This is a genomic window from Flavobacteriales bacterium (assembly GCA_016715895.1).
GTDB lineage: Bacteria > Bacteroidota > Bacteroidia > Flavobacteriales_F > PHOS-HE28 > PHOS-HE28.
Genome location: JADJXH010000004.1, coordinates 926,352 through 946,294, shown reverse-complemented (window position 1 = coordinate 946,294; position 19,943 = coordinate 926,352). Strand labels below are relative to the sequence as shown.

The 19,943-nt window shown below is 65.7% G+C and carries 21 protein-coding genes and 1 tRNA gene; 12 read left to right on the top strand and 10 right to left on the bottom strand.

Annotated features, from left to right (window positions below):
• Both IPM49_12710 and IPM49_12705 read right to left on the bottom strand, forming a co-directional pair.
• A complete protein-coding gene (locus IPM49_12710; protein MBK9275382.1) occupies window positions 1–939 on the bottom strand; it encodes a type IX secretion system membrane protein PorP/SprF in 939 nt (312 codons plus the stop codon).
• The gene (locus IPM49_12705; GenBank protein MBK9275381.1) at window positions 936–1,934 is read right to left on the bottom strand and encodes a gliding motility-associated C-terminal domain-containing protein; all 999 of its coding nucleotides are present in this window, start codon (window positions 1,932–1,934) and stop codon (window positions 936–938) included. The genes IPM49_12710 and IPM49_12705 overlap by 4 nt, the downstream gene beginning before the upstream one ends.
• 334 nt (window positions 1,935–2,268) lie before the next feature.
• On the opposite strand from IPM49_12705, the gene IPM49_12700 reads away from it, so the two are divergent.
• A complete protein-coding gene (locus IPM49_12700; GenBank protein ID MBK9275380.1) occupies window positions 2,269–3,810 on the top strand; it encodes a glycine--tRNA ligase in 1,542 nt (513 codons plus the stop codon).
• A gap of 91 nt (window positions 3,811–3,901) precedes the next feature.
• On the opposite strand, the gene IPM49_12695 is transcribed toward IPM49_12700, so the two are convergent.
• Entirely contained in the window at window positions 3,902–4,846 is a 945-nt protein-coding gene (locus IPM49_12695) for a T9SS type A sorting domain-containing protein (GenBank protein ID MBK9275379.1), read from the bottom strand.
• Window positions 4,847–5,036: 190 nt separating this feature from the next.
• Here IPM49_12695 and IPM49_12690 point away from each other — a divergent pair.
• The 3 genes from IPM49_12690 (at window position 5,037) to IPM49_12680 (ending at window position 7,300) form a co-directional block, all read left to right on the top strand.
• Window positions 5,037–5,121: transfer RNA gene (locus tag IPM49_12690), tRNA-Leu, on the top strand.
• 110 nt (window positions 5,122–5,231) lie between these two features.
• On the top strand, window positions 5,232–5,687 hold the full coding sequence (locus tag IPM49_12685; protein MBK9275378.1) for a dCMP deaminase family protein: 456 nt from the start codon (window positions 5,232–5,234) through the stop codon (window positions 5,685–5,687).
• A complete protein-coding gene (locus tag IPM49_12680; GenBank protein MBK9275377.1) occupies window positions 5,684–7,300 on the top strand; it encodes a S41 family peptidase in 1,617 nt (538 codons plus the stop codon). The genes IPM49_12685 and IPM49_12680 overlap by 4 nt, the downstream gene beginning before the upstream one ends.
• Before the next feature lie 60 nt (window positions 7,301–7,360).
• On the opposite strand, the gene IPM49_12675 is transcribed toward IPM49_12680, so the two are convergent.
• Window positions 7,361–7,633 carry a hypothetical protein gene (locus IPM49_12675; GenBank protein ID MBK9275376.1) on the bottom strand — a complete coding sequence of 91 codons (273 nt, stop codon included), beginning with the start codon at window positions 7,631–7,633 and terminating at the stop codon, window positions 7,361–7,363.
• Between the two features lie 133 nt (window positions 7,634–7,766).
• Here IPM49_12675 and IPM49_12670 point away from each other — a divergent pair, with 133 nt between their 5' ends.
• Window positions 7,767–8,375, top strand: a complete 609-nt coding sequence (locus IPM49_12670) for a superoxide dismutase (GenBank protein MBK9275375.1) — start codon at window positions 7,767–7,769, stop codon at window positions 8,373–8,375.
• A 34-nt stretch (window positions 8,376–8,409) separates the two neighbouring features.
• Complete coding sequence (locus tag IPM49_12665; protein MBK9275374.1) at window positions 8,410–8,778, top strand: TM2 domain-containing protein; 369 nt, start codon at window positions 8,410–8,412, stop codon at window positions 8,776–8,778.
• Window positions 8,779–8,834: 56 nt separating this feature from the next.
• On the opposite strand, the gene glmS is transcribed toward IPM49_12665, so the two are convergent.
• From glmS to IPM49_12650, 3 genes are read right to left on the bottom strand one after another with little or no spacing between them, the layout of a single operon-like run.
• Window positions 8,835–10,679 carry a glutamine--fructose-6-phosphate transaminase (isomerizing) gene (glmS, locus tag IPM49_12660; protein ID MBK9275373.1) on the bottom strand — a complete coding sequence of 615 codons (1,845 nt, stop codon included), beginning with the start codon at window positions 10,677–10,679 and terminating at the stop codon, window positions 8,835–8,837.
• Between the two features lie 6 nt (window positions 10,680–10,685).
• The gene (locus IPM49_12655; GenBank protein MBK9275372.1) at window positions 10,686–11,984 is read right to left on the bottom strand and encodes a DUF4270 domain-containing protein; all 1,299 of its coding nucleotides are present in this window, start codon (window positions 11,982–11,984) and stop codon (window positions 10,686–10,688) included.
• A 53-nt stretch (window positions 11,985–12,037) separates the two neighbouring features.
• Window positions 12,038–12,853 (bottom strand): glycogen/starch synthase, encoded by an 816-nt coding sequence (locus IPM49_12650; protein ID MBK9275371.1) that lies wholly within the window; start codon window positions 12,851–12,853, stop codon window positions 12,038–12,040.
• A gap of 131 nt (window positions 12,854–12,984) precedes the next feature.
• On the opposite strand from IPM49_12650, the gene IPM49_12645 reads away from it, so the two are divergent.
• The 5 genes from IPM49_12645 to radA are packed head-to-tail and all read left to right on the top strand — an operon-like array spanning window position 12,985 to window position 17,159.
• Complete coding sequence (locus tag IPM49_12645) at window positions 12,985–13,833, top strand: pantoate--beta-alanine ligase (protein MBK9275370.1); 849 nt, start codon at window positions 12,985–12,987, stop codon at window positions 13,831–13,833.
• A gap of 43 nt (window positions 13,834–13,876) precedes the next feature.
• A complete protein-coding gene (locus tag IPM49_12640; GenBank protein ID MBK9275369.1) occupies window positions 13,877–14,230 on the top strand; it encodes an aspartate 1-decarboxylase in 354 nt (117 codons plus the stop codon).
• A gap of 4 nt (window positions 14,231–14,234) precedes the next feature.
• Complete coding sequence (locus IPM49_12635) at window positions 14,235–15,245, top strand: flippase-like domain-containing protein (protein MBK9275368.1); 1,011 nt, start codon at window positions 14,235–14,237, stop codon at window positions 15,243–15,245.
• Window positions 15,242–15,745 carry a D-glycero-beta-D-manno-heptose 1-phosphate adenylyltransferase gene (gene rfaE2, locus IPM49_12630; GenBank protein ID MBK9275367.1) on the top strand — a complete coding sequence of 168 codons (504 nt, stop codon included), beginning with the start codon at window positions 15,242–15,244 and terminating at the stop codon, window positions 15,743–15,745. The genes IPM49_12635 and rfaE2 overlap by 4 nt, the downstream gene beginning before the upstream one ends.
• Window positions 15,738–17,159, top strand: coding sequence for a DNA repair protein RadA (gene radA, locus IPM49_12625; protein ID MBK9275366.1), 1,422 nt, complete (start codon window positions 15,738–15,740; stop codon window positions 17,157–17,159). The genes rfaE2 and radA overlap by 8 nt, the downstream gene beginning before the upstream one ends.
• A gap of 12 nt (window positions 17,160–17,171) precedes the next feature.
• Here radA and IPM49_12620 read toward each other — a convergent pair whose 3' ends face one another.
• On the bottom strand, window positions 17,172–17,669 hold the full coding sequence (locus tag IPM49_12620; GenBank protein MBK9275365.1) for a hypothetical protein: 498 nt from the start codon (window positions 17,667–17,669) through the stop codon (window positions 17,172–17,174).
• A gap of 135 nt (window positions 17,670–17,804) precedes the next feature.
• Here IPM49_12620 and IPM49_12615 point away from each other — a divergent pair, with 135 nt between their 5' ends.
• A complete protein-coding gene (locus tag IPM49_12615; protein ID MBK9275364.1) occupies window positions 17,805–18,212 on the top strand; it encodes an STAS/SEC14 domain-containing protein in 408 nt (135 codons plus the stop codon).
• On the opposite strand, the gene IPM49_12610 is transcribed toward IPM49_12615, so the two are convergent.
• Both IPM49_12610 and IPM49_12605 read right to left on the bottom strand, forming a co-directional pair.
• On the bottom strand, window positions 18,185–19,240 hold the full coding sequence (locus IPM49_12610; protein MBK9275363.1) for a zinc-binding dehydrogenase: 1,056 nt from the start codon (window positions 19,238–19,240) through the stop codon (window positions 18,185–18,187). The genes IPM49_12615 and IPM49_12610 overlap by 28 nt on opposite strands.
• 34 nt (window positions 19,241–19,274) lie before the next feature.
• Complete coding sequence (locus tag IPM49_12605) at window positions 19,275–19,883, bottom strand: hypothetical protein (GenBank protein MBK9275362.1); 609 nt, start codon at window positions 19,881–19,883, stop codon at window positions 19,275–19,277.
• Window positions 19,884–19,943 lie beyond the last annotated feature (60 nt).

The window sequence follows — 19,943 nt, the reverse complement described above, 5'->3', positions numbered from 1 at the left end:
CTATTCGAAGATGGGGCAGCTGACGATGCGCTTGCTGGGATCGACCGGGATGCAGGGCGTGATGCCCAGGATCACCTCGTGCGTGTTGCTGCTGGCGGCCTTCAGCTTGGAGGTGGTGATGTCGTACGCGTAGCCCAGGGTGAAGAACTTGAGGAAGCCGAACTTCACCATGGCCACCACCGCGTCCTGGTTGCGGTAGCTAACCCCGATGCCCAGCACGCGGTTCCACTCCAGCATGGCGTTGATGTCCATGGCCATCGGCGAACCGCGCGAAAGCTTGATCAGGGCATTGGGCGTCACCGAGGTCTTTCGGCCGATGCGCCAGCGATAGCCTGCGCTCAGGAAATAGTGCGGGCTCAGCCGCGAATCGACCCCGATGCCGGGCACGCGGTTGTTCAGCAGCTGGTGCACGCTGAGGCCTGCCCAGTAGGTCTTGCTGTACAGCCAGATGCCGGGCGAGATGATGGGGAACACGAACGAGGAGCTCCTGCTGGCCAGCACCGGGTCGTTGAAGTCCGCCACCAGCGTCTGCCCCACATCGAACTTCTGCTGCTTCACCCCGAGGAAGGTGCCCATGGCCAGGTAATGGTCCTTGTTCATCCGCACATGGTAGGCGTAGGCCAGGTTGATCAGCGTGTAGCCCAGCGGACCGGTATCGTCGGCCTCCACATAACCACCGATGCCGTGCTTGCCCTTGAGGTAGGGCTTCTTCTTGTTGCGGATGGTGGCATGCACGCTGGCCCAGCCCGTGGTGGGCGCGTTCTCGAAGCCCACCCATTGCTTGCGGAAGCCCAGCCGCACATCGATGCAGTCCTTGCTGCCCGCCACCGCCGGGTTGATGTTGAAGTAGTTGAGCACGTTCTGCGAGTACTGCGGCACCTGCTGCGCCCGCAACAACGCGGCGAAGAGCACGGTCAGCAGCAGCAGGGTCGCCCTCATCGCACGATGGTGATGGACCCGGTGTAGGCCGCAGCGGACCCACCCTCCCGGGTGTTGAGCACGATGTGGTAGTAGTACGTGGCCATCGGCAATCCCGCCCCGCCGTTGGTGCCGTCCCAAGGCTCCGTGTAGCCCACATCGCGGAAGACACGCTGGCCCCAGCGGTCGTAGATGGTCACCTCGCAGGCCGGGTAGTCCGAGATGCCGAAGATGGTCCAGGTGTCGTTGTGCCCGTCGCCGTTGGGCGTGAAGGTGTTGGTGGGCTGGATGCGCCGGATCACCTCCACCAGCACCTCATCGCTGTACGTGCAGCCGTTCAGCTGCGTGGTCACCGTGTACGTGGTGGTCTCCGACGGGTTGGCCAGCGGATCGGGAATGGCGTCGTCGCTGAGCCCTGCGTTCGGCGTCCAGGTGTAGGTGGTGCCGCCCGTGGCCTCCAGTTCCGCGAACTCGCCCTCGCCGATCTCCACATCCTCGCCCGCGCTGAAGTCCACCCCCACGATGTCCGCACCCGGACCTCCAAGGGTGACCCCGAAGTCGCATTGTGCGCTGATCGTGGCCCCATTGTCGGCCACGCCGCTCACCAGCACCCAGTACTGGGTGTTGGGCGAAAGGCTGTCCGTGGTCATGGTGAAGTCCACCGAATCCTGCGTGCAGTTGCCCACCGCCGTGAAGCTGCCCGGCTGGCAGCTGCCGTCCCCGCTCAGCACGATCACGCTCAGCTCGTTGTCCATGCCGGCCACCACCGGACAGTCCAGGCCGTTGATGGTCACGTTCACCGCGCCGCCCTGCGAGTTGGTCGTGAAGGTGTACCACAGCACGCTGTTGGTGCCCGGGCAGAAGCCCGGGATGCCCACCGCGCCCGTGTTGTTGCCCGTGAGCGGCTGCTGGGCACAGAGCGTCAGTGCCGAGGCGCAATCATCGTTCACCGGTTGGGCCCACGCCATGGGCGCGCACGCCAGCAGGGGCGGCAACAACAGGATGGTTCGCAGCAAGGTGGGCACGGTCACGGCCGAACGCACGAGCGGCCGCGCCGAAAGTACCCGGAGGGCCTGCGGAGGCCTGTCGGGGACACCCCCAAGTTGCGCACACGCACGTGTTGACGGGCCGGTGTGTTCGACGCTGTTCCTCACCATGCGCTTCCGACCCGATCCAACGTCCTGGCCTGCCGTTTCCGCGCGGCGATCCGACGGAAGGCGGCCGGAAGCTGACGATCACGCCGACGCACCTGACCGAAGGCCGGTCGTCCGCAACACCCGGCGTTCGTGCCCCGCTGCCCATCTTTGCGCCCGCGACGCTGAAGGTTTCCAGAGCGTTCGCACCACCAGCATGAGCAACCAGGAAGACCGCCTCAAGACCCTCATCGGCCATGCCAAGGAGTATGGCTTCGTGTTCCCCAGCAGCGAGATCTACGACGGCCTAAGCGCCACGTACGACTACGGCCCCTATGGTGCCGAGCTGAAGAACAACATCCGCCGCTATTGGTGGGAGGCCATGACCAAGCTCAACGAGAACATCGTGGGCATCGACGCGGCCATCTTCATGCACCCCACCACCTGGAAGGCCAGCGGCCATGTGGACGCCTTCAACGATCCGCTCATCGACAACAAGGACAGCAAGAAGCGCTACCGCGCGGACGTGCTGCTCGAGGAGCACATGGCCAAGTACGCCGACAAGATCGAGAAGGAGGTGGAGAAGGGCCGCAGGAAGTTCGGCGAGGCCTTCGACGAGGCCCAGTTCCGCGCCACCAACCCCAACGTGAAGCGCAGCCAGGAGCGCATCGATGCCGTGGAGGGCCGCATGAAGGCCGCCCTGGAGGCCAACGATCTGGCCGCCCTGCGCCAGCTGATCATCGACGAGGAGATCAAATGCCCCATCAGCGGCACGGGCAACTGGACCGATGTGCGCCAGTTCAACCTGATGTTCGCCACCGAGCTGGGCAGCGTGAGCGGCGAGAGCAGCACCATTTACCTGCGCCCCGAGACCGCCCAGGGCATCTTCGTCAACTTCCTCAACGTGCAGAAGAGCGCGCGGATGAAGATCCCCTTCGGCATCGCGCAGACCGGCAAGGCCTTCCGCAACGAGATCGTGGCGCGCCAGTTCATCTTCCGCATGCGCGAGTTCGAGCAGATGGAGATGCAGTTCTTCATCAAGCCCGGCACCCAGCAGGAGTGGTACGAGCACTGGAAGGCCAAGCGCATGGCCTGGCACCGCGCGCTGGGCCTGCCGGCGGAGAACTACCGATACCACGACCACATCAAGCTGGCGCACTATGCCGACGCGGCCTGCGACATCGAGTTCAAGTTCCCCATGGGCTTCAAGGAGCTCGAGGGCATCCACAGCCGCACCGACTTCGACCTGGCCAACCACGAGAAGTTCAGCGGCCGCAAGCTCACCTACTTCGACCCCGAGGCCAACGAGAGCTACGTGCCCTACGTGGTGGAGACGAGCATCGGTCTGGACCGCATGTTCCTCGCCATCCTCAGCGCGGCCTACGATGAGGAGAAGCTCGACAACGGCGAGGAGCGCGTGGTGCTGCGCATCCCGGCCGCCCTTGCGCCCGTGAAGGTGGCCGTGCTGCCGCTGATCAAGAAGGACGGTCTGCCCGAGAAGGCCCGCGCCATCATGGACCGCCTGAAGCTGGACCACAACTGCCAGTACGACGAGAAGGACTCCATCGGCAAGCGCTACCGCCGCCAGGACGCCATCGGCACGCCCTACTGCATTACCGTGGACCACGAGACGCTCACCGACAACGCCGTCACCATCCGCGAGCGCGACAGCATGAAGCAGGAGCGCGTGCCCATCAGCGAGGTGGAGCGGATCGTGGGCGAGAAGGTGGACCTAAGGGGGCTGTTGAAGCAGCTCTGAGCTCGCGCCGGCATCCCTAGGTCCGGGCGGAGGAAAAGCCCATCGGTCGACCGTCCATGGTCAACCCTTCACCTCTTGACCCCAAGGTCCGTCAAGGTCGGGCGACGATGAAGCGCCGGCTGCTCACGGCCGACCCCGTGCGCACTTCCACCACGTAGGCCCCGGCTTCGAAAGCGCTGAGCGGGATCGACATCCGACCGGTCGGCGGATGCTCCATCCTCCACACCTCGGCACCCGTGGCGCCCATCACCCTCACATGCAGCGCACCGAGCGGTATCTCCAGAACAAGGAGATCACTCGCCGGGTTGGGATGGATCCGGGGGATGGTGGTTCCCGCGACGTGCGTTGGTATGGCCGTGGGTAGGGCACAGGCCTCCCCGTTCTCCGGAAAATAAGTGGTGTCGGCCACGCTGTAGCAGAAGCCCCAGTAGCTGCAATATCCGAGGTATGGGGGCTGTAAAAAGCCGAACCAATCGTACCCGTTCCCGCTCCAACCCACGCCCTCGATAAGGGAGAACTGGCCGGTCTGGAATCTCCTTCGGAACGAACCTTGAACAACAACGCTGTCGATGGAAAGCACGACAGCGCTGGGCCAGGGCCACATCACGGTCTGCACAACGGTGTCACCCACCTCCAGGTCCATATCGTACAACAAGTGCTCCACGCCATTCACCAGGCGATACATCGAGCCGAGGGTATCGCGGAGGAACAAGGATGGCACGCCGTGGTCGTCAACGATCACCGTACCTACGCAGGTACCCGGGGGTACACCGCAGTCCTTTTCTATGATCAAGCTGGACTGATAGACCTTTTTGTAGAGGTGCCCATTGATCAAGGTGTCTCCATCCACCACCCGTCGGTCCTTGACCATATCGCCGCATGTCGGTGTGCCCGGAGGACAGCACCAATACCCTTCCATCCAGACCGTGCCGTCGGCCAACCACACGTTGGACTGGGCCATCACGCTGGCGCTGAACGATCCGGCGACGAGGGTCGTGGCCAGGGATCGGAACAACCGACTGAACGTGTAGGACATGGGAGACCGTTATCGACGAACAAGATAGGCGAACAGCGCTTCTTCGCATGATGTTGGCCCCATCTGCTGGTCCCAAGCCATGGAACGGGTGATGGCCATCGGTCGGTGGACCCATCCTGTGCGCCAGGACCCTTGGACCGATGAAGCAGCTCCCAGCCGCTATCTTCGCGCTCCAATAAAGGGTCCCCCCACCCAGGTGGCGGAATCGGTAGACGCGCTGGTCTCAAACACCAGTGAAGCAATTCGTGCGGGTTCGAGTCCCGCCCTGGGTACCACCATCATGTGCCCATGTGCTCATGCGAGCATGTGGCCATGCCTGAGCCGGATCCCGTGGCGCGACGCGCACACAGGCACATGGCCACATGGGCACATGCGTTCCGGTCACATGCAGCAGGAAGCCCTCGTCTACGCCGACCCCCGGAAACAGGAACGCTACGACCGTGCCTACATGCGCATGGCCCAGGAATGGGCGAAGCTGAGCCACTGCACGCGCAAGAAGGTGGGCGCCCTCATCGTACGCGAAGGCATGATCATCAGCGACGGCTACAACGGCACCCCCACGGGCTTCCCCAACGACTGCGAGGATGAGAACGGCATGACGCTCTGGTACGTGCTGCACGCCGAGGCCAACGCCATCATGAAAGTGGCCCGAAGCACAAACAATGCGCGGGGAGCGACGTTGTACCTCACGCACTCGCCCTGCAAGGAATGCAGCAAGCTCATCCTGCAGGCCGGCATCAAGCGCCTGGTGTACCTCACCGCCTACAAGGACCCCTCCGGGCTTGACCTGCTGGCCCGCGGCGGAGTGGCCCTGCAGCAATTGGACCCCGACCCCGCATGAGGGACCCTCGCACGATCAACCCCGCCTTACCGCTCCTGCTCAGCCTGGCGCTGGTGGCCGGTCTGTTCATCGGCCACGGCATGCGCCGGGAACACATGCCCCTGCCCGCCCTCTTCGTGGCCCGCGGCACCAGCCCTTCGGACAAGGTGGACCAGGTGCTCGACCTCATCGACCGCCAGTACGTGGACACCGTGGCCAAGACGCAGCTCGTGGAGGAGGTGATCCAGGACCTGCTGCAACGCCTCGACCCGCACAGCTACTACATCAGCGCCGCCGAACTGCGCGCCGCCCAGGAACCCCTGGAGGGCAGCTTCGAGGGCATCGGGGTGGAGTTCGCCATCCAGCACGATACCGTGGTGGTGATCGCCCCGGTGGAAGGCGGGCCCAGCGCGGCACTGGGCATCCGGGCCGGCGACCGCATCGTCGCCGCCGACGGAGCAGCCATGACGGGCATGGACATCACCAACGAGCAGGTGATGGAGCGTTTGCGCGGCCCCGGCGGCAGCTCGGTCACCGTCTCCATAGTCCGCAAGGGCCAGGCACGTCCCTTCGAGGTCACCATCCACCGGGGAAAGATCCCCATCACCAGCGTGGCCGCCAGCCTGCTGCGCCCCGACGGCACCGGCTACATCAAGCTGGTGCGCTTCGCCCGGACCACGCATCAGGAGTTCGTGGACGCCGCCCGTTCCCTGCAGAAGGCGGGCATGAAGCGTCTGGTGCTCGACCTGCGCGGCAATGGCGGCGGCTACCTCAACGCGGCCATCGAGCTCGCCGACGAGTTCCTGCCAGAAGGCCGGATGATCGTGTACACGCAGGGCCGCTCCCACCCCCGGCAGGACTACCGCGCCACGCGGAACGGACTGTTGGAGACAATGCCGCTGGCCGTGCTCATCGACGAGGGCAGCGCCAGCGCCAGCGAGATCCTGGCCGGTGCGGTGCAGGACAACGACCGGGGGACCATCGTGGGCCGGCGGTCGTTCGGCAAGGGGCTGGTACAGGAACACCTCGACCTTCCCGACCACAGCGCCGTGCGGCTCACCACCGCACGCTACTACACCCCGAGCGGTCGCAGCATCCAACGGCCATATGGGGAGGGGATCGACTATGCCGACGACCTGGCCGAGCGCTTCGACCATGGCGAGATGCTGTACGCCGACAGCGCCCAGGTGGACTCCACGCAGGTGTTCCGCACCATGGGCGGCCGCATCGTATACGGCGGCGGTGGGATCACCCCGGACCTGTTCGTGGCCGCGGATACCGCCGGCACGACCCGCTTCCTGAACGAGCTCTTCTTCAGCGGCTCGTTGAACCAGTTCGCGTTCGACGTGGTGGACCGCGACCGGGCGCGGTTCGAGGCCTTCGGAGACCCGCTGGTGTTCCGCGACCGTTTCCGGATGGACGACCGGCTCTGGGCCGACCTCCTGGCCCATGCGGCCCGGGAGGGCATCGCCGACCGACCCGCAGAGCGTGTCCGCAGCGCACAGGCCATTGAGCAGCGGCTCAAGGCCGGGATCGCCCGGAACGTGTGGGGCAACGAAGGCTTCTACCGCATCCTGCTGGACAGCGACAGCATCTTCCTGAAGGCGGACGAGCAGTTGCGCACCGGCGGTTGAGGCCGGTACCGAAAAGAGAAAGGGGCCTCGCGGCCCCCTTCCAATGGATCTCGGTCCGGCTTAGTGGCCCACGGCCTTCTTGGCGGCGTCCGCGGCGCCCTCCACCATGGTGGCGGCGCTGTCCATCATGGCACCGGCAGTGCTGTCCACAGCAGCGGCAGCAGCAGCAGCAGCGGCGGCAGCCTCAGCGGCCTTGATGCTGTCCATACGGAGCACATTGGCGATGCTGTCAGCGGTGGCCTTGGCCTTCGCCTCCAGTTCCTCAGCGCTCGGACCGCCGCAGGCGACGAGCAGTGCGGCCATGGCGGCCAGCACAGCGAATTTCTTGGTCATTGACGTGGTGGTGTTTGGGTGAAAGTGGCGGCAAAAGTAATGGCTTTCAGCACATTCCAAACATCTTGCACCCTCCGTGGTGGCTATCTTTGACCACGACCTGTCGAAACGACCACTTAACTCACTGACAGCCATGCCCTTCCAACTTCCCGAGCTTCCCTACCCGCACGCCGCCCTGGAACCGGTGATCGACACCCTGACCATGCAGATCCACCACGGCAAGCACCACCAAGCCTACGTCACCAACCTGAACAAGGCCATCGAGGGCACCGCGCTGGACGGCAAGAGCATCGAGGACATCCTCAAGGGCCTGGACATGACCAACATGGCCGTGCGCAACAACGGCGGCGGTCATTACAACCACTCGCTCTTCTGGTCGGTCATGGGGCCCAATGCGGGCGGGGCACCGGGCGGTGCTCTGGCCGAGGCCATGAACAGGGCCTTCGGCTCGTTCGAGGCCTTCAAGGAGAAGTTCGCCCAAGCGGGCGCCACGCGCTTCGGCAGCGGCTGGGCCTGGCTTTGTGTGCAACCCGGCGGCAAGCTGGACATCTGCAGCACGCCCAACCAGGACAACCCGCTGATGCCGAACACCGGCTGCGGCGGCACCCCGATCCTCGGGCTCGACGTGTGGGAGCATGCCTACTACCTGCACTACCAGAACCGCCGGCCCGACTACATCAGCGCCTGGTGGAACGTGGTGAACTGGGCGGAGGTGGAACGCCGCTACACGGCGGGACAATAAGCCCATCGTTCGCCGTCCGGGTACCTTTCGCCGCATGGGCCGTCCCGCTGGCGTGCTGGTGACCATGCTGCTGCTGTGCAGCACTGCGCTCCTTGCGCGGGGCGCCGGTCCATGGTTCCCACCTTGCGCAGCGATGCCCGCTGCGGACAGCCTCCGACGCGAACCCGAGCGGTTGGTCGCGAGCGTCCTGGCCATCGGGCTGGGCACCTTCGGCGCGCACCGCATCTACCTCGGTACACGGCCCGGGGTGCCGATCATCTACGGCATCACGTTCGGGGGCTTCGGCGTGCTGCCCCTGCTGGACCTGGGGCACCTGTTGTTCACCAAGGACCTCGGCCCCTTCCGGAACAACCGGCAGGTCTTCATGTGGGCGACGCCCAGGAAGCCCAGTACGCCTCCGTGAAGGTGGCCCGACATCCCCTTCCGGGGAACACGGATGCCTGAGGACCGGTACAGCCGCTATTCGACGGTGACGCTCTTGGCCAGGTTGCGTGGCTGATCCACATTGCACCCCCGCATGACGGCGATGTGGTAGCTGATCAGCTGGAAGGGGATCACGCTCAGCAACGGCACGAAGGGATCGGGGATCTCAGGAATGGGGATCACGTGGTCCGCCAGACCCTTCACCACCGTGTCGCCCTCGGTGACGATGGCGATCACCTTGCCCTTGCGCGCCTTCACCTCCTGGATGTTGCTGACCACCTTCTCATAGCTCGCGCCCTTGGTGGCGATCACGAACACCGGCATCTCCTCATCGATGAGGGCGATGGGGCCGTGCTTCATCTCGGCGGCCGGATAGCCCTCCGCATGGATGTAGCTGATCTCCTTGAGCTTCAAGGCGCCTTCCAGGGCCACCGGGAAACTGTATCCACGCCCCAGGTACAGGGCGTTGGTGGCATCCTTGTAGATGTCGGCGATGTACTTGATCTGCGCTTCGGCCCCCAGCACCTTCTGCACCTTGTCCGGGATGGCGTCCAGCTCGTTGAGCAGGTGGTGGAATTTGCTGCCGCTGATCGTGCCGCGCTTCTGGCCGATCATCAGGGCCATCAGCGTCAGCACCGTCACCTGCGCGGTGAACGCCTTGGTGCTGGCCACACCGATCTCCGGTCCGGCGTGCGTGTACGACCCGGCGTGCGTCACCCGGGCGATGCTGCTTCCCACCACGTTGCAGATGCCGATGATGGTGGCCCCGCGCCCCTTGGCCAGCTCGATCGCCGCCATCGTATCCGCCGTCTCGCCGCTCTGGCTGATGGCGATCACGATGTCGTCCTCGTTGATGATCGGGTTGCGGTAACGGAACTCGCTCGCGTATTCCACCTCGACCGGGATGCGCGCCAGCTCCTCGAAGAGGTATTCGCCCACCAGGCCCGCATGCCAGCTGGTCCCGCAGCCCACGATCAGGATGCGCTTGGCCTGCACGAACTTCTGTTCGTAGTCCTTGATGCCGCCCAGCACCACTTCGCCCTTGGCCAGGTTGAGCCGCCCCCTAAGGCTGTCGCGGATGCTGCGCGGCTGCTCGTGGATCTCCTTGAGCATGAAGTGGTCATAGCCACCCTTCTCCAGCGCCTCCAGGTGCATCTCCAGCTCCTGGATGAACGGGGTCTTCACCTGGTTCTTGATGTTCCGGATCTTGAGGCCTTGGCGACGGTCGATCACGGCGATCTCACCGTCCTCCAGGTACACCACGTTCTTGGTGTGCTCCACGATCGGCGTGGCATCGCTGGCCACGAAGTGTTCGCCGTTCTCGCCGATCCCGATGACGAGGGGGGAGCTCTTGCGGGCGGCCACCATCACGTCCGGGTCCTTGCGGTCGAGCACCACGATGGCGTACGCACCCACCACGCTCTCCAAGGCCAGCCGCACGGCCTCCGCAAGATCCACCCCTTCGGTGCGCTGGATGTCGTCGATCAGGTGCACGAGCACCTCGGTGTCCGTATCGCTGCGGAACACATGCCCGCGGGTGAGCAGCTCCTCCTTGATCGGTGCGTAGTTCTCGATGATCCCGTTGTGGATCAGCGCCAGGTCGCCGCTGGTGCTCTGGTGCGGGTGCGCGTTGATGTCGTTGGGCGGCCCGTGGGTGGCCCAGCGGGTGTGGCCGATGCCCACGGTGCCGGCGTGCGGGCGACCGTCCACATGGGCCTCGAGGTCGCTCACCTTGCCCTGGCACTTGTGGATCGTGAGCTCATCCCCGTCCAGCAGGGCCACGCCCGCACTGTCGTAGCCCCGGTACTCCAGGCGCCGCAGGCCATTGATCAGGATGGGATAGGCCTGTTTGTCACCCAGGTAGGCTACGATACCGCACATGGCCGCTCAGTATGTGGTAAATGTAAGGATGAGCCGCATGGGGTCCTCGCCGTCGGCCGGACCCCGCAGTACCGTACGGTCCACGGCCACCCCCCCGTTGCCGGGAACGATGGAAAGGCCGCTGTTGCCATACTCCCCGTTGAGCAACCGCTGCATGTAGCGGGTGATGGCGAAGCGGTACACCCTCTCGTCCTCGTCCAGCTCGCCACCGATGGAAAGGCCGGAGGTCAATTGGTCGGGCAGCAGCAGGTCCTCCCCCTCGTCATTGCTCCGGAAAAGGAAGAGCGTCGCAGATGGCGGCAGCCCCTCCGGCCAGTCCCCTCGCACAGGCACCACCAGCTCGGCCTTGGCCAGGGCACGCAGCTCGCGCTCGGGGTAATCCAGCACGTGCGGAAGGGCGATGCGGGTGCGAAGGCCGCCGAGCGATTGCACGAAGCAGGTCCCGCCCAGGGTGCTGTCCGCCAGCGCTTCGGGAAGGCCGGGTTCCACCGCGGAGGCATGTCCATGCTCCATCAGGGTGTACCGCACGCTGTTCTCATTGATCAGCAGATCGAAGCTCAACGTGTCCTCCACGCCCGGCAGGGTGTTGCGGTAATAGAGCGTGAGCTTGCTTTCGGCCAGCAGCAGGTTGAGGTACAGGATGCCCCCCTGCCCGGGCAGCTGACCCGGGTTGTCCACTCCGATGAGCAGGCCCTTGAGGTAGTTGAGGAAGGCGGCGTTGTCCACCATGTCCGCCGTGCCGAAACGGCCCAGCAGCCGCTGACCAAAGGCCGGATCGAGCGGAATGCGCAGCTGGGGCCCCAGGGTATCCCCTCCCACCACGGGGCGCACCCCGGGCTGCGGAGTAATGAGGCCACCATGTGGCCGGACCAGGTCGAGCGGTATCGTCCCCGGTACATCGTCCACCCTGTAGGTGCTGTCCAAGGACAAGGCGTCGGTGATCTCGTGCACCGTGAACCGCTGTGCGCTCAGGTCCCCGTACACCGGACCGCTGTCCTCGAACCGCAGGGCCAGCACGGCCGAATCGATCACCAGGCCACTGTTATCCTGCCCGCTGCCCACGTTGTTGGTGCTCAGGCGCACCTGGGTGACGATGCGGGCGTGCACCGTGCCGAAACGTGGGTCCACGTAGCTGCCAAGCGCATTGCGGCTCAGCCCGTTGGTCTTCACCGGCTCCTCGCGGACCGCCCATGCCAGCAAGGTGGTGGTGTCGGACACCACGAGGCCCAACGTGTCGGCCGGATCGATCAGGTCGCGGCCCAACTCGTCCTCCGGACGCTTGCACGCGCCAAGCGCCAGCAGCACCCCGAAAAGAACGAGGCGCTCGGAACGGAACGGATGCGGGGCGGCCAAGGCGGTCACACCAAGGCTTCCTCCAGTACGCTCTGGTAGAACTCGGCGTGCGCCGTGATCAGGTCGGCCGGCGAGGGACAGGCCAGAACCGGCTTCTCACTGGCCTTGATGGCGCTCTCCAATCCCTTGCTGAGCTTCGAACTGCCCTTCACCACGGCATCGCTCATCTCGATGCCGAACTTGTAGAGCTCATCGGTGGTGGGCTTGGCCAGACCCTTGAACAGGTCCTTCGAGAAGCCCTCCAGCTCCAGCTTGCGCGCCAGGCCCTTGTCGAGGGGCTCCGCCTTCTCATCGTACACACTGAACACCAGCTTGGCGTTCTCAAAATGCGGGTCGTCGCTGAAGTGGTGCTTCACATAAAGGGGCACGAAGGCCGTCATCCAGCCATGGCAGTGGATGATGTCCGGCACCCAGCCCAGCTTGCGCACCGTCTCCAGCACCCCGCGGCTGAAGAACAGCGCCCGCTCGTCGTTATCGGCATGGAAAGCACCTTCCTTGTCGTTCCAGGTACACTTGCGCTTAAAGTACTCCTCATTGTCGATGAAGTACACCTGCATGCGGGCGCTGGGTACGCTGGCCACCTTGATCAACAGGGCGTGGTCCGTGTCGTTGATGATCAGGTTCATCCCGCTGAGCCGGATCACCTCGTGCAGCTGGTGACGCCGCTCATTGATGCACCCGAACTTGGGCATGAAGACCCGGATCTCGTTACCGCACTCCAGGATGCCTTGAGGCAGCTGGCGCGTGGCCTGGGCCATCTCGTGCTCCTCCAGGAAGGGGTGGATCGACTGGGCGATGGTCAGGACTTTCGCGTTCTTCAGGCTCATCGGAAGGGGTGGGGGGAAAACGGGTACAAAAATATAGACTTTCCGGCGGACCTTCAACCGCATGACCTAGCTTGGCGCCCGGCCGAACAGACGTTTCTCCCTGCCGGTCAAGGACTTCCGCCCACATGGACCACCTGACCATTCCCTCTGAAGCGGCCGCATGGAGCGCCGCACAGCGCCGGCCGGGGGCCCGGATCGGGTTCGTGCCCACCATGGGGGCCTTGCACGCCGGACACCTGGCCTTGGTGGTGCAGGCCCGGCAGCAGTGCGATCGGGTGGTGGCCAGCATCTTCGTCAACCCCCTGCAGTTCAACAACCCCGAGGACCTGGCCCGCTACCCTCGGCAACCTGAGGCTGATGCCCGTCTTCTGCAGGAGGCCGGGTGCGACCTCCTCTTCCTGCCGGATGCGGAAGGCCTCTACCATGGATCCCCTCCCCTGCGTTACGACCTTGGTGGTCTTGATCGGTATTGGGAAGGTCCCAGCCGCCCCGGTCACTTCCAAGGCGTGGTGAACGTGGTGGAACGTCTCTTCCATTATGTGCGGCCTGACATGGCCTTCTTCGGGGAGAAGGACCGCCAGCAGCTCACCATCATCCGCCATGTGGCCCGCACCCTGCACTGGCCCACGATGATCGTGCCCTGCCCCACCCTGCGCGAGGCCGATGGCCTGGCCATGAGCAGCCGCAACCAGCGCCTGGGCCCTGCCGACCGCGCACGCGCACCACGTCTGCACCAGGCCCTGCAGGCCGTTGCACGCACGGCCTTCCAAGGCAGCGTGGACCGGGCCCGCCAGGCCGGGCTGGAGGTGCTCGCCGCGGACCCCGAGATCCGGCTCGACCATCTTGGCATCGCCCACCCGGACACCCTGGCTCCCCTCGAGGCGTGGGACGGGCTCGACCGGGCGGTGGCCCTGATCGCCGCCGAGGTGGGCCCCGTGCGCCTCATCGACAACCTGGAACTGCGCCGCGGTTGAATCCGAGGGCGATACCTTTGCGGCCCGTATCCGCGGACCGCCCATGACCATCGAAGTCCTCCGTGCCAAGATCCACCGCGTCCGTGTTACCGAGGCCGACATCAACTACATCGGCAGCATCACCCTGGACGAGGACCTGATCGATGCCGCCGGCCTGGTGGAAGGCGAGAAGGTTCAGGTGCTGAACGTCAACAATGGAGATCGCCTCTACACTTACGTCATCAAGGGACAGCGTGGCTCAGGGGTGGTCTGCCTCAACGGCCCGGCAGCCCGCCGCGTGAGCGTGGGCGACATCGTGATCGTGGTGGCCTATGCGCACATGACCCTCGAGGAGGCCCGCGCCTACCGCCCCACCATCATCTTCCCCGACGAGCACACCAATTCGCTCAAGCCGTAGGCCCATGCAGAAGACGGTCCTGGGCACCCTGAAGGTGGCGGTGCCCGTGGCCTTGGGCATCTGGCTGGTGCTGCATTTCTACCGCCAGCTGGACACGGACCAGCGCACGGCCCTGTTCGAGGCGTTCGGTCGCGCATCGGTGCCCTGGTTGGTGCTGAGCAACCTGCTGGGCTGGCTGAGCCACGTGAGCCGCGGTTGGCGCTGGCGCTACCTGCTGCGACACCTGGGCCACAAGCCCGGCTTCTGGCCCTGCTACCACGCCGTGATGGGCGGCTATTTCATGAACATGCTGCTGCCCCGGGCCGGTGAGGCCAGCCGGGCCGCCATGCTCTACCGCGCGGAGGGCGTGCCCTTCGAGAAGGGCTTCGGCACCATCCTCGCCGAACGGGCCGTCGACATGGTGATGCTGCTGGGCATCGCCGGCCTTACGCTCCTGCTCCAGGCCGAGAAGCTCGACCTCTTCCGGACACGCATCGCCGCCTTCCGCGCGCAACAGGACCCCTCCTCAGAAGGCGGCGGCCTGGGTTGGTGGCTGCTCGGTCTGGTCGTCATCGGTGGGCTCGCGGCCGCCTACCTGGTGTTCACCCGTCCGGCGCTCCGGGCCCGCCTGATGGACGGCGTGCGTGGCTTCGTGGAGGGCGTGCGTTCCATCCTGCGCACCCCCGACAAAGGCCCCTACCTCTTCCACACCGTGCTGATCTGGGCGCTGTACGTGGCCATGTTCTGGGTGGGCTTCATGGCCCTTCCCGAGACCAGGCACGTGCCCGCTGCCGGTGTGATGGCCGGGTTCATCGCCGGCTCGGTGGGCATCGTGCTGGTGCAGGGTGGCATCGGCGCCTACCCGGCCTTTGTGGCCCTCATCGTCAGCATATACATGCCCGACGGCGACGGTGGGATCATCCGCCCGGAGGCCCTGGCCATGGGCTGGCTGCTCTGGGTGGCCCAAACCCTCATGATCATCGCCCTCGGAGGCCTCTCGCTACTTTTGGTCGCCCGCAAGCGCCGCACCCCATGACCACCGACATCGCACCCGCCAGCGTTCACCCCCACGTGACCGACCGCGTCGGAGCCGTGCGTCTGGCCCATGTCTGGCGGGTGAAGGGGGACCGCATCGTGTTCACCAATGGCTGCTTCGACATCCTGCACCGCGGCCACGTGGGCTACCTGGAGGAAGCCGCACTGCTGGGCGATCGCCTGGTGGTGGGCATCAACAGTGACGCCAGTGTGCGCCGATTGGGGAAGGGCGCTGACCGTCCCCTCAACGATGAGTTGAGCCGTGCACTCGTGGTGGCCGCCCTGCGCTGCGTGGACGCCGTGGTGATCTTCGACGAGGACACCCCGCTGGAGCTGATCACCGCCATCCAACCCGATGTGCTGGCCAAGGGCGGCGACTGGAAGCCCGAGCAGATCGTGGGCGCCGACGTGGTGAAGGCCCGCGGCGGCAGCGTGCACAGCCTGAAGCTCGTGGACGGCTTCTCCACCACCGCATTGGTCGAGCGGATCCGCCGTGGCTAAGGTCCGCTCCCAGTACGTCTGCCAGAGCTGCGGCTCCGCGTTCCCCCAGTGGCTCGGGCAATGCCCCAGCTGCAAGCAGTGGAACACGCTGGTGGAGGAGGTGCGCGACCGCGTGGAGGAGAAGCGCGGCACCCCGGCCAGCGTGAAGGGCCGCACACCGAAGCCCGTGGCCATCGGCGATATCCCCGCGCAGGACGGTCCGCGGATCCCCCTGAGCGACGGTGAGCTTGCACGTGTGATGGGTGGCGGCCTTGTGCCCGGCAGCATTACGCTCATCGGCGGTGAGCCCGGCATCGGCAAGAGCACGCTGCTGCTGCAGACCGCCTTGCGCAATCCGCACTTGAGAACGCTTTACGTCTCCGGTGAGGAGAGCGAGCACCAGGTGAAGATGCGGGCGGAGCGGCTGCAAGTGGCGAGTGGCGAGTACCGAGTAGCGAGTGAACCCACTCGTCACTCGTCACTCGCCACTCGCCACCCCGAGAGCTGTTACGTCTTGACGGAAACGAACACCCAGAACATCTTCAAGCACATCGAGGCGCTGGAGCCGGGGCTGGTGGTGATCGACAGCGTGCAGACGCTCCACACCGCCACGCTCGATGCGAGCCCGGGCAGCGTGGGCCAGGTGCGTGAGTGCACCGCCGAGATCATGCGCTTCGCCAAGGCCACCGACGTGCCCTTCGTGCTCATCGGGCACATCACCAAGGACGGCTTCATCGCCGGACCAAAGGTGCTGGAGCACATGGTGGACTGCGTGCTGCAGTTCGAGGGCGACCGCGATCATGCGTACCGCCTGCTGCGGCCCTTGAAGAACCGATTCGGCAGCACCAACGAGCTGGGCATCTATGAGATGCACGGCACGGGCCTCGCTGCGGTGGAGGACCCCAGCCAGGTGCTGCTCGGCGACCGGCGCGAGCGCCCGAGCGGTGTGGCCGTGAGCGCAACGCTCGAAGGGCAGCGTCCGCTGTTGATCGAAGTGCAGGCCCTGGTGAGCAGCGCGGTGTATGGCACGCCGCAGCGCAGCGCCACCGGCTTCGACCTGCGCCGCATGAACATGCTGCTCGCCGTGCTGGAGAAACGCTGCGGCTTCCGCCTGGGGCAGAAGGACGTGTTCCTGAACCTCGCCGGTGGCTTCCGCGTGGAGGAGCCCGCGATCGACCTGGCCGTGGTGTGCGCCGTGCTCAGCAGCAACGCCGACATCGCCATCCCCATGGACACCGCGTTCTGCGGCGAAGTGGGCCTCACCGGCGAGATCCGCCCCGTGACGCGCACCGAGCAGCGCATCGCCGAAGCACAAAAGCTTGGCTTCGCCCGTGTGTTCGTGCCCAAGGGCACCAAGGGCATCGGTCCGGTGAAGGGCATCGAACTGGTGCAGGTGGCGCAGGTGAACGAGGTGCTCTCGCACCTGTTCGGGTAAGCCCTCCTCGGATCAGGACGCCTGCAACGCTGCGGTGTATACTGCCGCACGCTCCTCGGAGTAATGATCCACCACAAGCCCCGTGGCGGCGAACACGAGCAGCCCGACGGCGATGCCGGACGTGGTGGCATTGCGCCAGAAGAGCATGAGGCCGAACGCGGCCAGCATGGCGGCGGCATAGAGGTAGCGGTAGGTGGCGTAATTGCGGTTCACCACGGCCATGCGCGCGCCCTCGTCCGCGCGCACACCGGCCTCCTCCCCTTGCGCGAGGCGAACCCGCAGCTTCTCCGCATGCGGACCATCACGCAGCAGAAGCGGGATCGCCGTGCTGCAGGCGATCACAGCGCACAACCCGAGCACCAAAGCCAGTGAGCGCGCAAAGCGGTCGCTCGTCGTCCAGAGCAGCCCGGCCGCCAGTACGAGCACGCCGGCGAAGACCAGGAAGGCGATCATCTCCGCGCGCTCTCCCCGGAAGTAGAGGTCCATGGCGGTGCGAAGAGAACCGGTCATGCGGTGAAGCTAGGACCCTGCCTGATCCGATGCCTCGGACCACCCGGGAACGGGCGTGGTGATCGATCGTTATTTCTTGTGAATGAGGGAGTAAGCCAAAAATCAGTATGCGTGCATACGATTACCTTCGCGGGCATGAACGAACATCCTTCCCTGATCGACACGGCGACAGCCACCGTGGAGCGGGTCTCCGCAGAGCTGATCGAAGTGCGCTTCAAGCCGGATGTGAAGTTGGACGTGGAGGGGATCGGCGAGGTCGTGAACGCAAAACGCACCCTATGCGGTGCGGACAGCCCCGATGTGCTGGCGGTGATGCCACCGGAGGTGGACTTCGAACTGAACGTGCTGAACGTGGACCACAGCAAGGCCAATGGCGGCTGTCCCACTCGGCGGCTGGCCTTCGCCGGCCAGAGCCCGTTGAACGAGCGGCTGGCCCACCTCTACTTCAGCTACTTCCCGCGCCACAGCGAAACGCGGGTGTTCCACGATGAGCGCGAGGCCCGGTCGTGGCTCGATCAGCGCGCCGAGGTGGTCGTTCCCTGAGCAGGAACCTGCCAGGAAAGGGCCACCTTGCCCACGGTGCGGCCTGAACCCAGCTCCCGCAGTGCCGCAGGTAGCTGCGTTGCCGGCAGCGTGGCATGCACGTGCGGCCTCAGCGCACCGCGGGCCGCCTCACGCACCACCGCCTGAAGGCATTCGGCGACGAGCCCGGGTCGGTGGTCGCCGAGCTTCAGCATGTTGATGCCGACGATGCTCTTGCTGCGCATCATCAGGAAGATGGGCACCACCAGACCCATGTCCCACACAAAGCGCAGGGTGGCGAAGGGACCGGAGCCGCTGCCGCGTTGGGCCCCCCCGAAGAGCACGACCGTGCCGCCGCTGCCGATCAGGCCCATGTCCGTGCGGAAGGTGCGCCCGGCCACGGCGTTGAAGCTCACATCGAGGCGCGCTCCGGCGAGCGCGGTCCGCACAGCGACCTCATAGGGCCCGGCCTTGCGGTCGATCACGTGTTGCACGCCGATGGCTCGCAAGTGGGCCATCTTCTCCGCGCCTCCGGCCACGGCGAAGACGGTGCATCCGCTCTGCAGGGCCAGCTGCACCAGCAATTGACCCACCCCGCCGGCGGCGCTGTGCACCAGGACCCGCATGCCGGCCCGGAGCGGAACGGCGATGCGCGCGGCGTACCAGGCGGTGCAGCCCTGCGTGGCCAGTGCTGCGGCCACGCCCGCCGGCAGGTCGTCCGGGATGGGTGCGCAGGCCCGTGCATCGGCCAGGGCCAGCTCCGCGTAACCGCCGAACCGCGTCAACGCCACCACCCGCCGGCCGTGAAGTGCGGCGGAGGTGCCCGGACCGCATTCCACCACCCGGCCCACCACCTCGTAGCCCAGCACGCTGGGCAGTGGCGGCGCCTCGCGATAGAGGCCTCGCACGGCCATCACATCGGCGTAGTTGAGGCCGAAACCCTCGCAGTGGATCAGGATCTGGCCGGGTCCGGGCCGCGGATCGGCAAGCTCCACCAGCCGCAGACCGCGTTCGGGATCACCGTGCCGATGAAGTTGCCAGGCGCGCATTCGTGGTCGGACAGGCGGTGAAGGTCGCTCGCGGCTACTCCCCCTCCAACATCACCTCGAAATCCACCACGCATTGGCGCGTGCGATCCAGATCGTCCGCATCACCAATGCAGGTGTAAAGCGGCGCGTACTGCGGATGCGCCGCGCGGAACCGTCCGCTGGCCGAGCGCTCGTCACCTTCGCGGAACACCGCCGGCACGATCGGTCCCTCCAGGTCCTTGCTCACGTATGACCGGTGGCCCTGGCCCTCTGCGAACATCACCTGCTCGAGCCGCTCGTGCTGCATGCGCAGGTGAGCGTGGCCGTTCTCGTAGTAGCAGAGTCCGCCCTGGGTCCATAAACGCACCGGGGCATGGCGCTCATCGGGGTTGATCCGGTAGACCACATCGCCGTAGCTGAACCCCCATAGGGTGGAGCAGGGGACCTCGCGGCGTGTACCGTCCTTGTCCACCGCGAGGATGTGATCACGCCGCACGGCGCGGAGCTCCACGAAGGCGCCCACCTCCTCTCCCTTGTGCGTGCGGTACGCCTCCACCGTGGAATAAAGGACCACCTGCGCTCCTGCCGCACCGGGCAGGAGCATCGGGCCGATCATCAGCAGGACGGGCAGGCACCACGCGTGCAGTGACATCCACGGCTTCACCGGGGAAAGGTACCAGCCCGGGGTGCGCCCGGAATGCGATCCCTTGCGGATGCATCAACA

Bases quoted from the DNA above. Each gene is read 5' to 3' on its own strand.
- IPM49_12610 (MBK9275363.1), bottom strand. From the start codon at position 19,240: ATGCGCGCCTGGCAACTTCATCGGCACGGTGATCCCGAACGCGGTCTG.
- IPM49_12695 (MBK9275379.1), bottom strand. From the start codon at position 4,846: ATGTCCTACACGTTCAGTCGGTTGTTCCGATCCCTGGCCACGACCCTC.
- IPM49_12710 (MBK9275382.1), bottom strand. From the start codon at position 939: ATGAGGGCGACCCTGCTGCTGCTGACCGTGCTCTTCGCCGCGTTGTTG.
- IPM49_12620 (MBK9275365.1), bottom strand. From the start codon at position 17,669: ATGACCGGTTCTCTTCGCACCGCCATGGACCTCTACTTCCGGGGAGAG.
- rfaE2 (MBK9275367.1), top strand. From the start codon at position 15,242: ATGACCACCGACATCGCACCCGCCAGCGTTCACCCCCACGTGACCGAC.
- IPM49_12700 (MBK9275380.1), top strand. From the start codon at position 2,269: ATGAGCAACCAGGAAGACCGCCTCAAGACCCTCATCGGCCATGCCAAG.
- IPM49_12645 (MBK9275370.1), top strand. From the start codon at position 12,985: ATGGACCACCTGACCATTCCCTCTGAAGCGGCCGCATGGAGCGCCGCA.
- IPM49_12635 (MBK9275368.1), top strand. From the start codon at position 14,235: ATGCAGAAGACGGTCCTGGGCACCCTGAAGGTGGCGGTGCCCGTGGCC.
- IPM49_12670 (MBK9275375.1), top strand. From the start codon at position 7,767: ATGCCCTTCCAACTTCCCGAGCTTCCCTACCCGCACGCCGCCCTGGAA.
- IPM49_12680 (MBK9275377.1), top strand. From the start codon at position 5,684: ATGAGGGACCCTCGCACGATCAACCCCGCCTTACCGCTCCTGCTCAGC.
- IPM49_12685 (MBK9275378.1), top strand. From the start codon at position 5,232: ATGCAGCAGGAAGCCCTCGTCTACGCCGACCCCCGGAAACAGGAACGC.
- glmS (MBK9275373.1), bottom strand. From the start codon at position 10,679: ATGTGCGGTATCGTAGCCTACCTGGGTGACAAACAGGCCTATCCCATC.
- IPM49_12640 (MBK9275369.1), top strand. From the start codon at position 13,877: ATGACCATCGAAGTCCTCCGTGCCAAGATCCACCGCGTCCGTGTTACC.
- IPM49_12675 (MBK9275376.1), bottom strand. From the start codon at position 7,633: ATGACCAAGAAATTCGCTGTGCTGGCCGCCATGGCCGCACTGCTCGTC.
- IPM49_12665 (MBK9275374.1), top strand. From the start codon at position 8,410: ATGGGCCGTCCCGCTGGCGTGCTGGTGACCATGCTGCTGCTGTGCAGC.
- IPM49_12615 (MBK9275364.1), top strand. From the start codon at position 17,805: ATGAACGAACATCCTTCCCTGATCGACACGGCGACAGCCACCGTGGAG.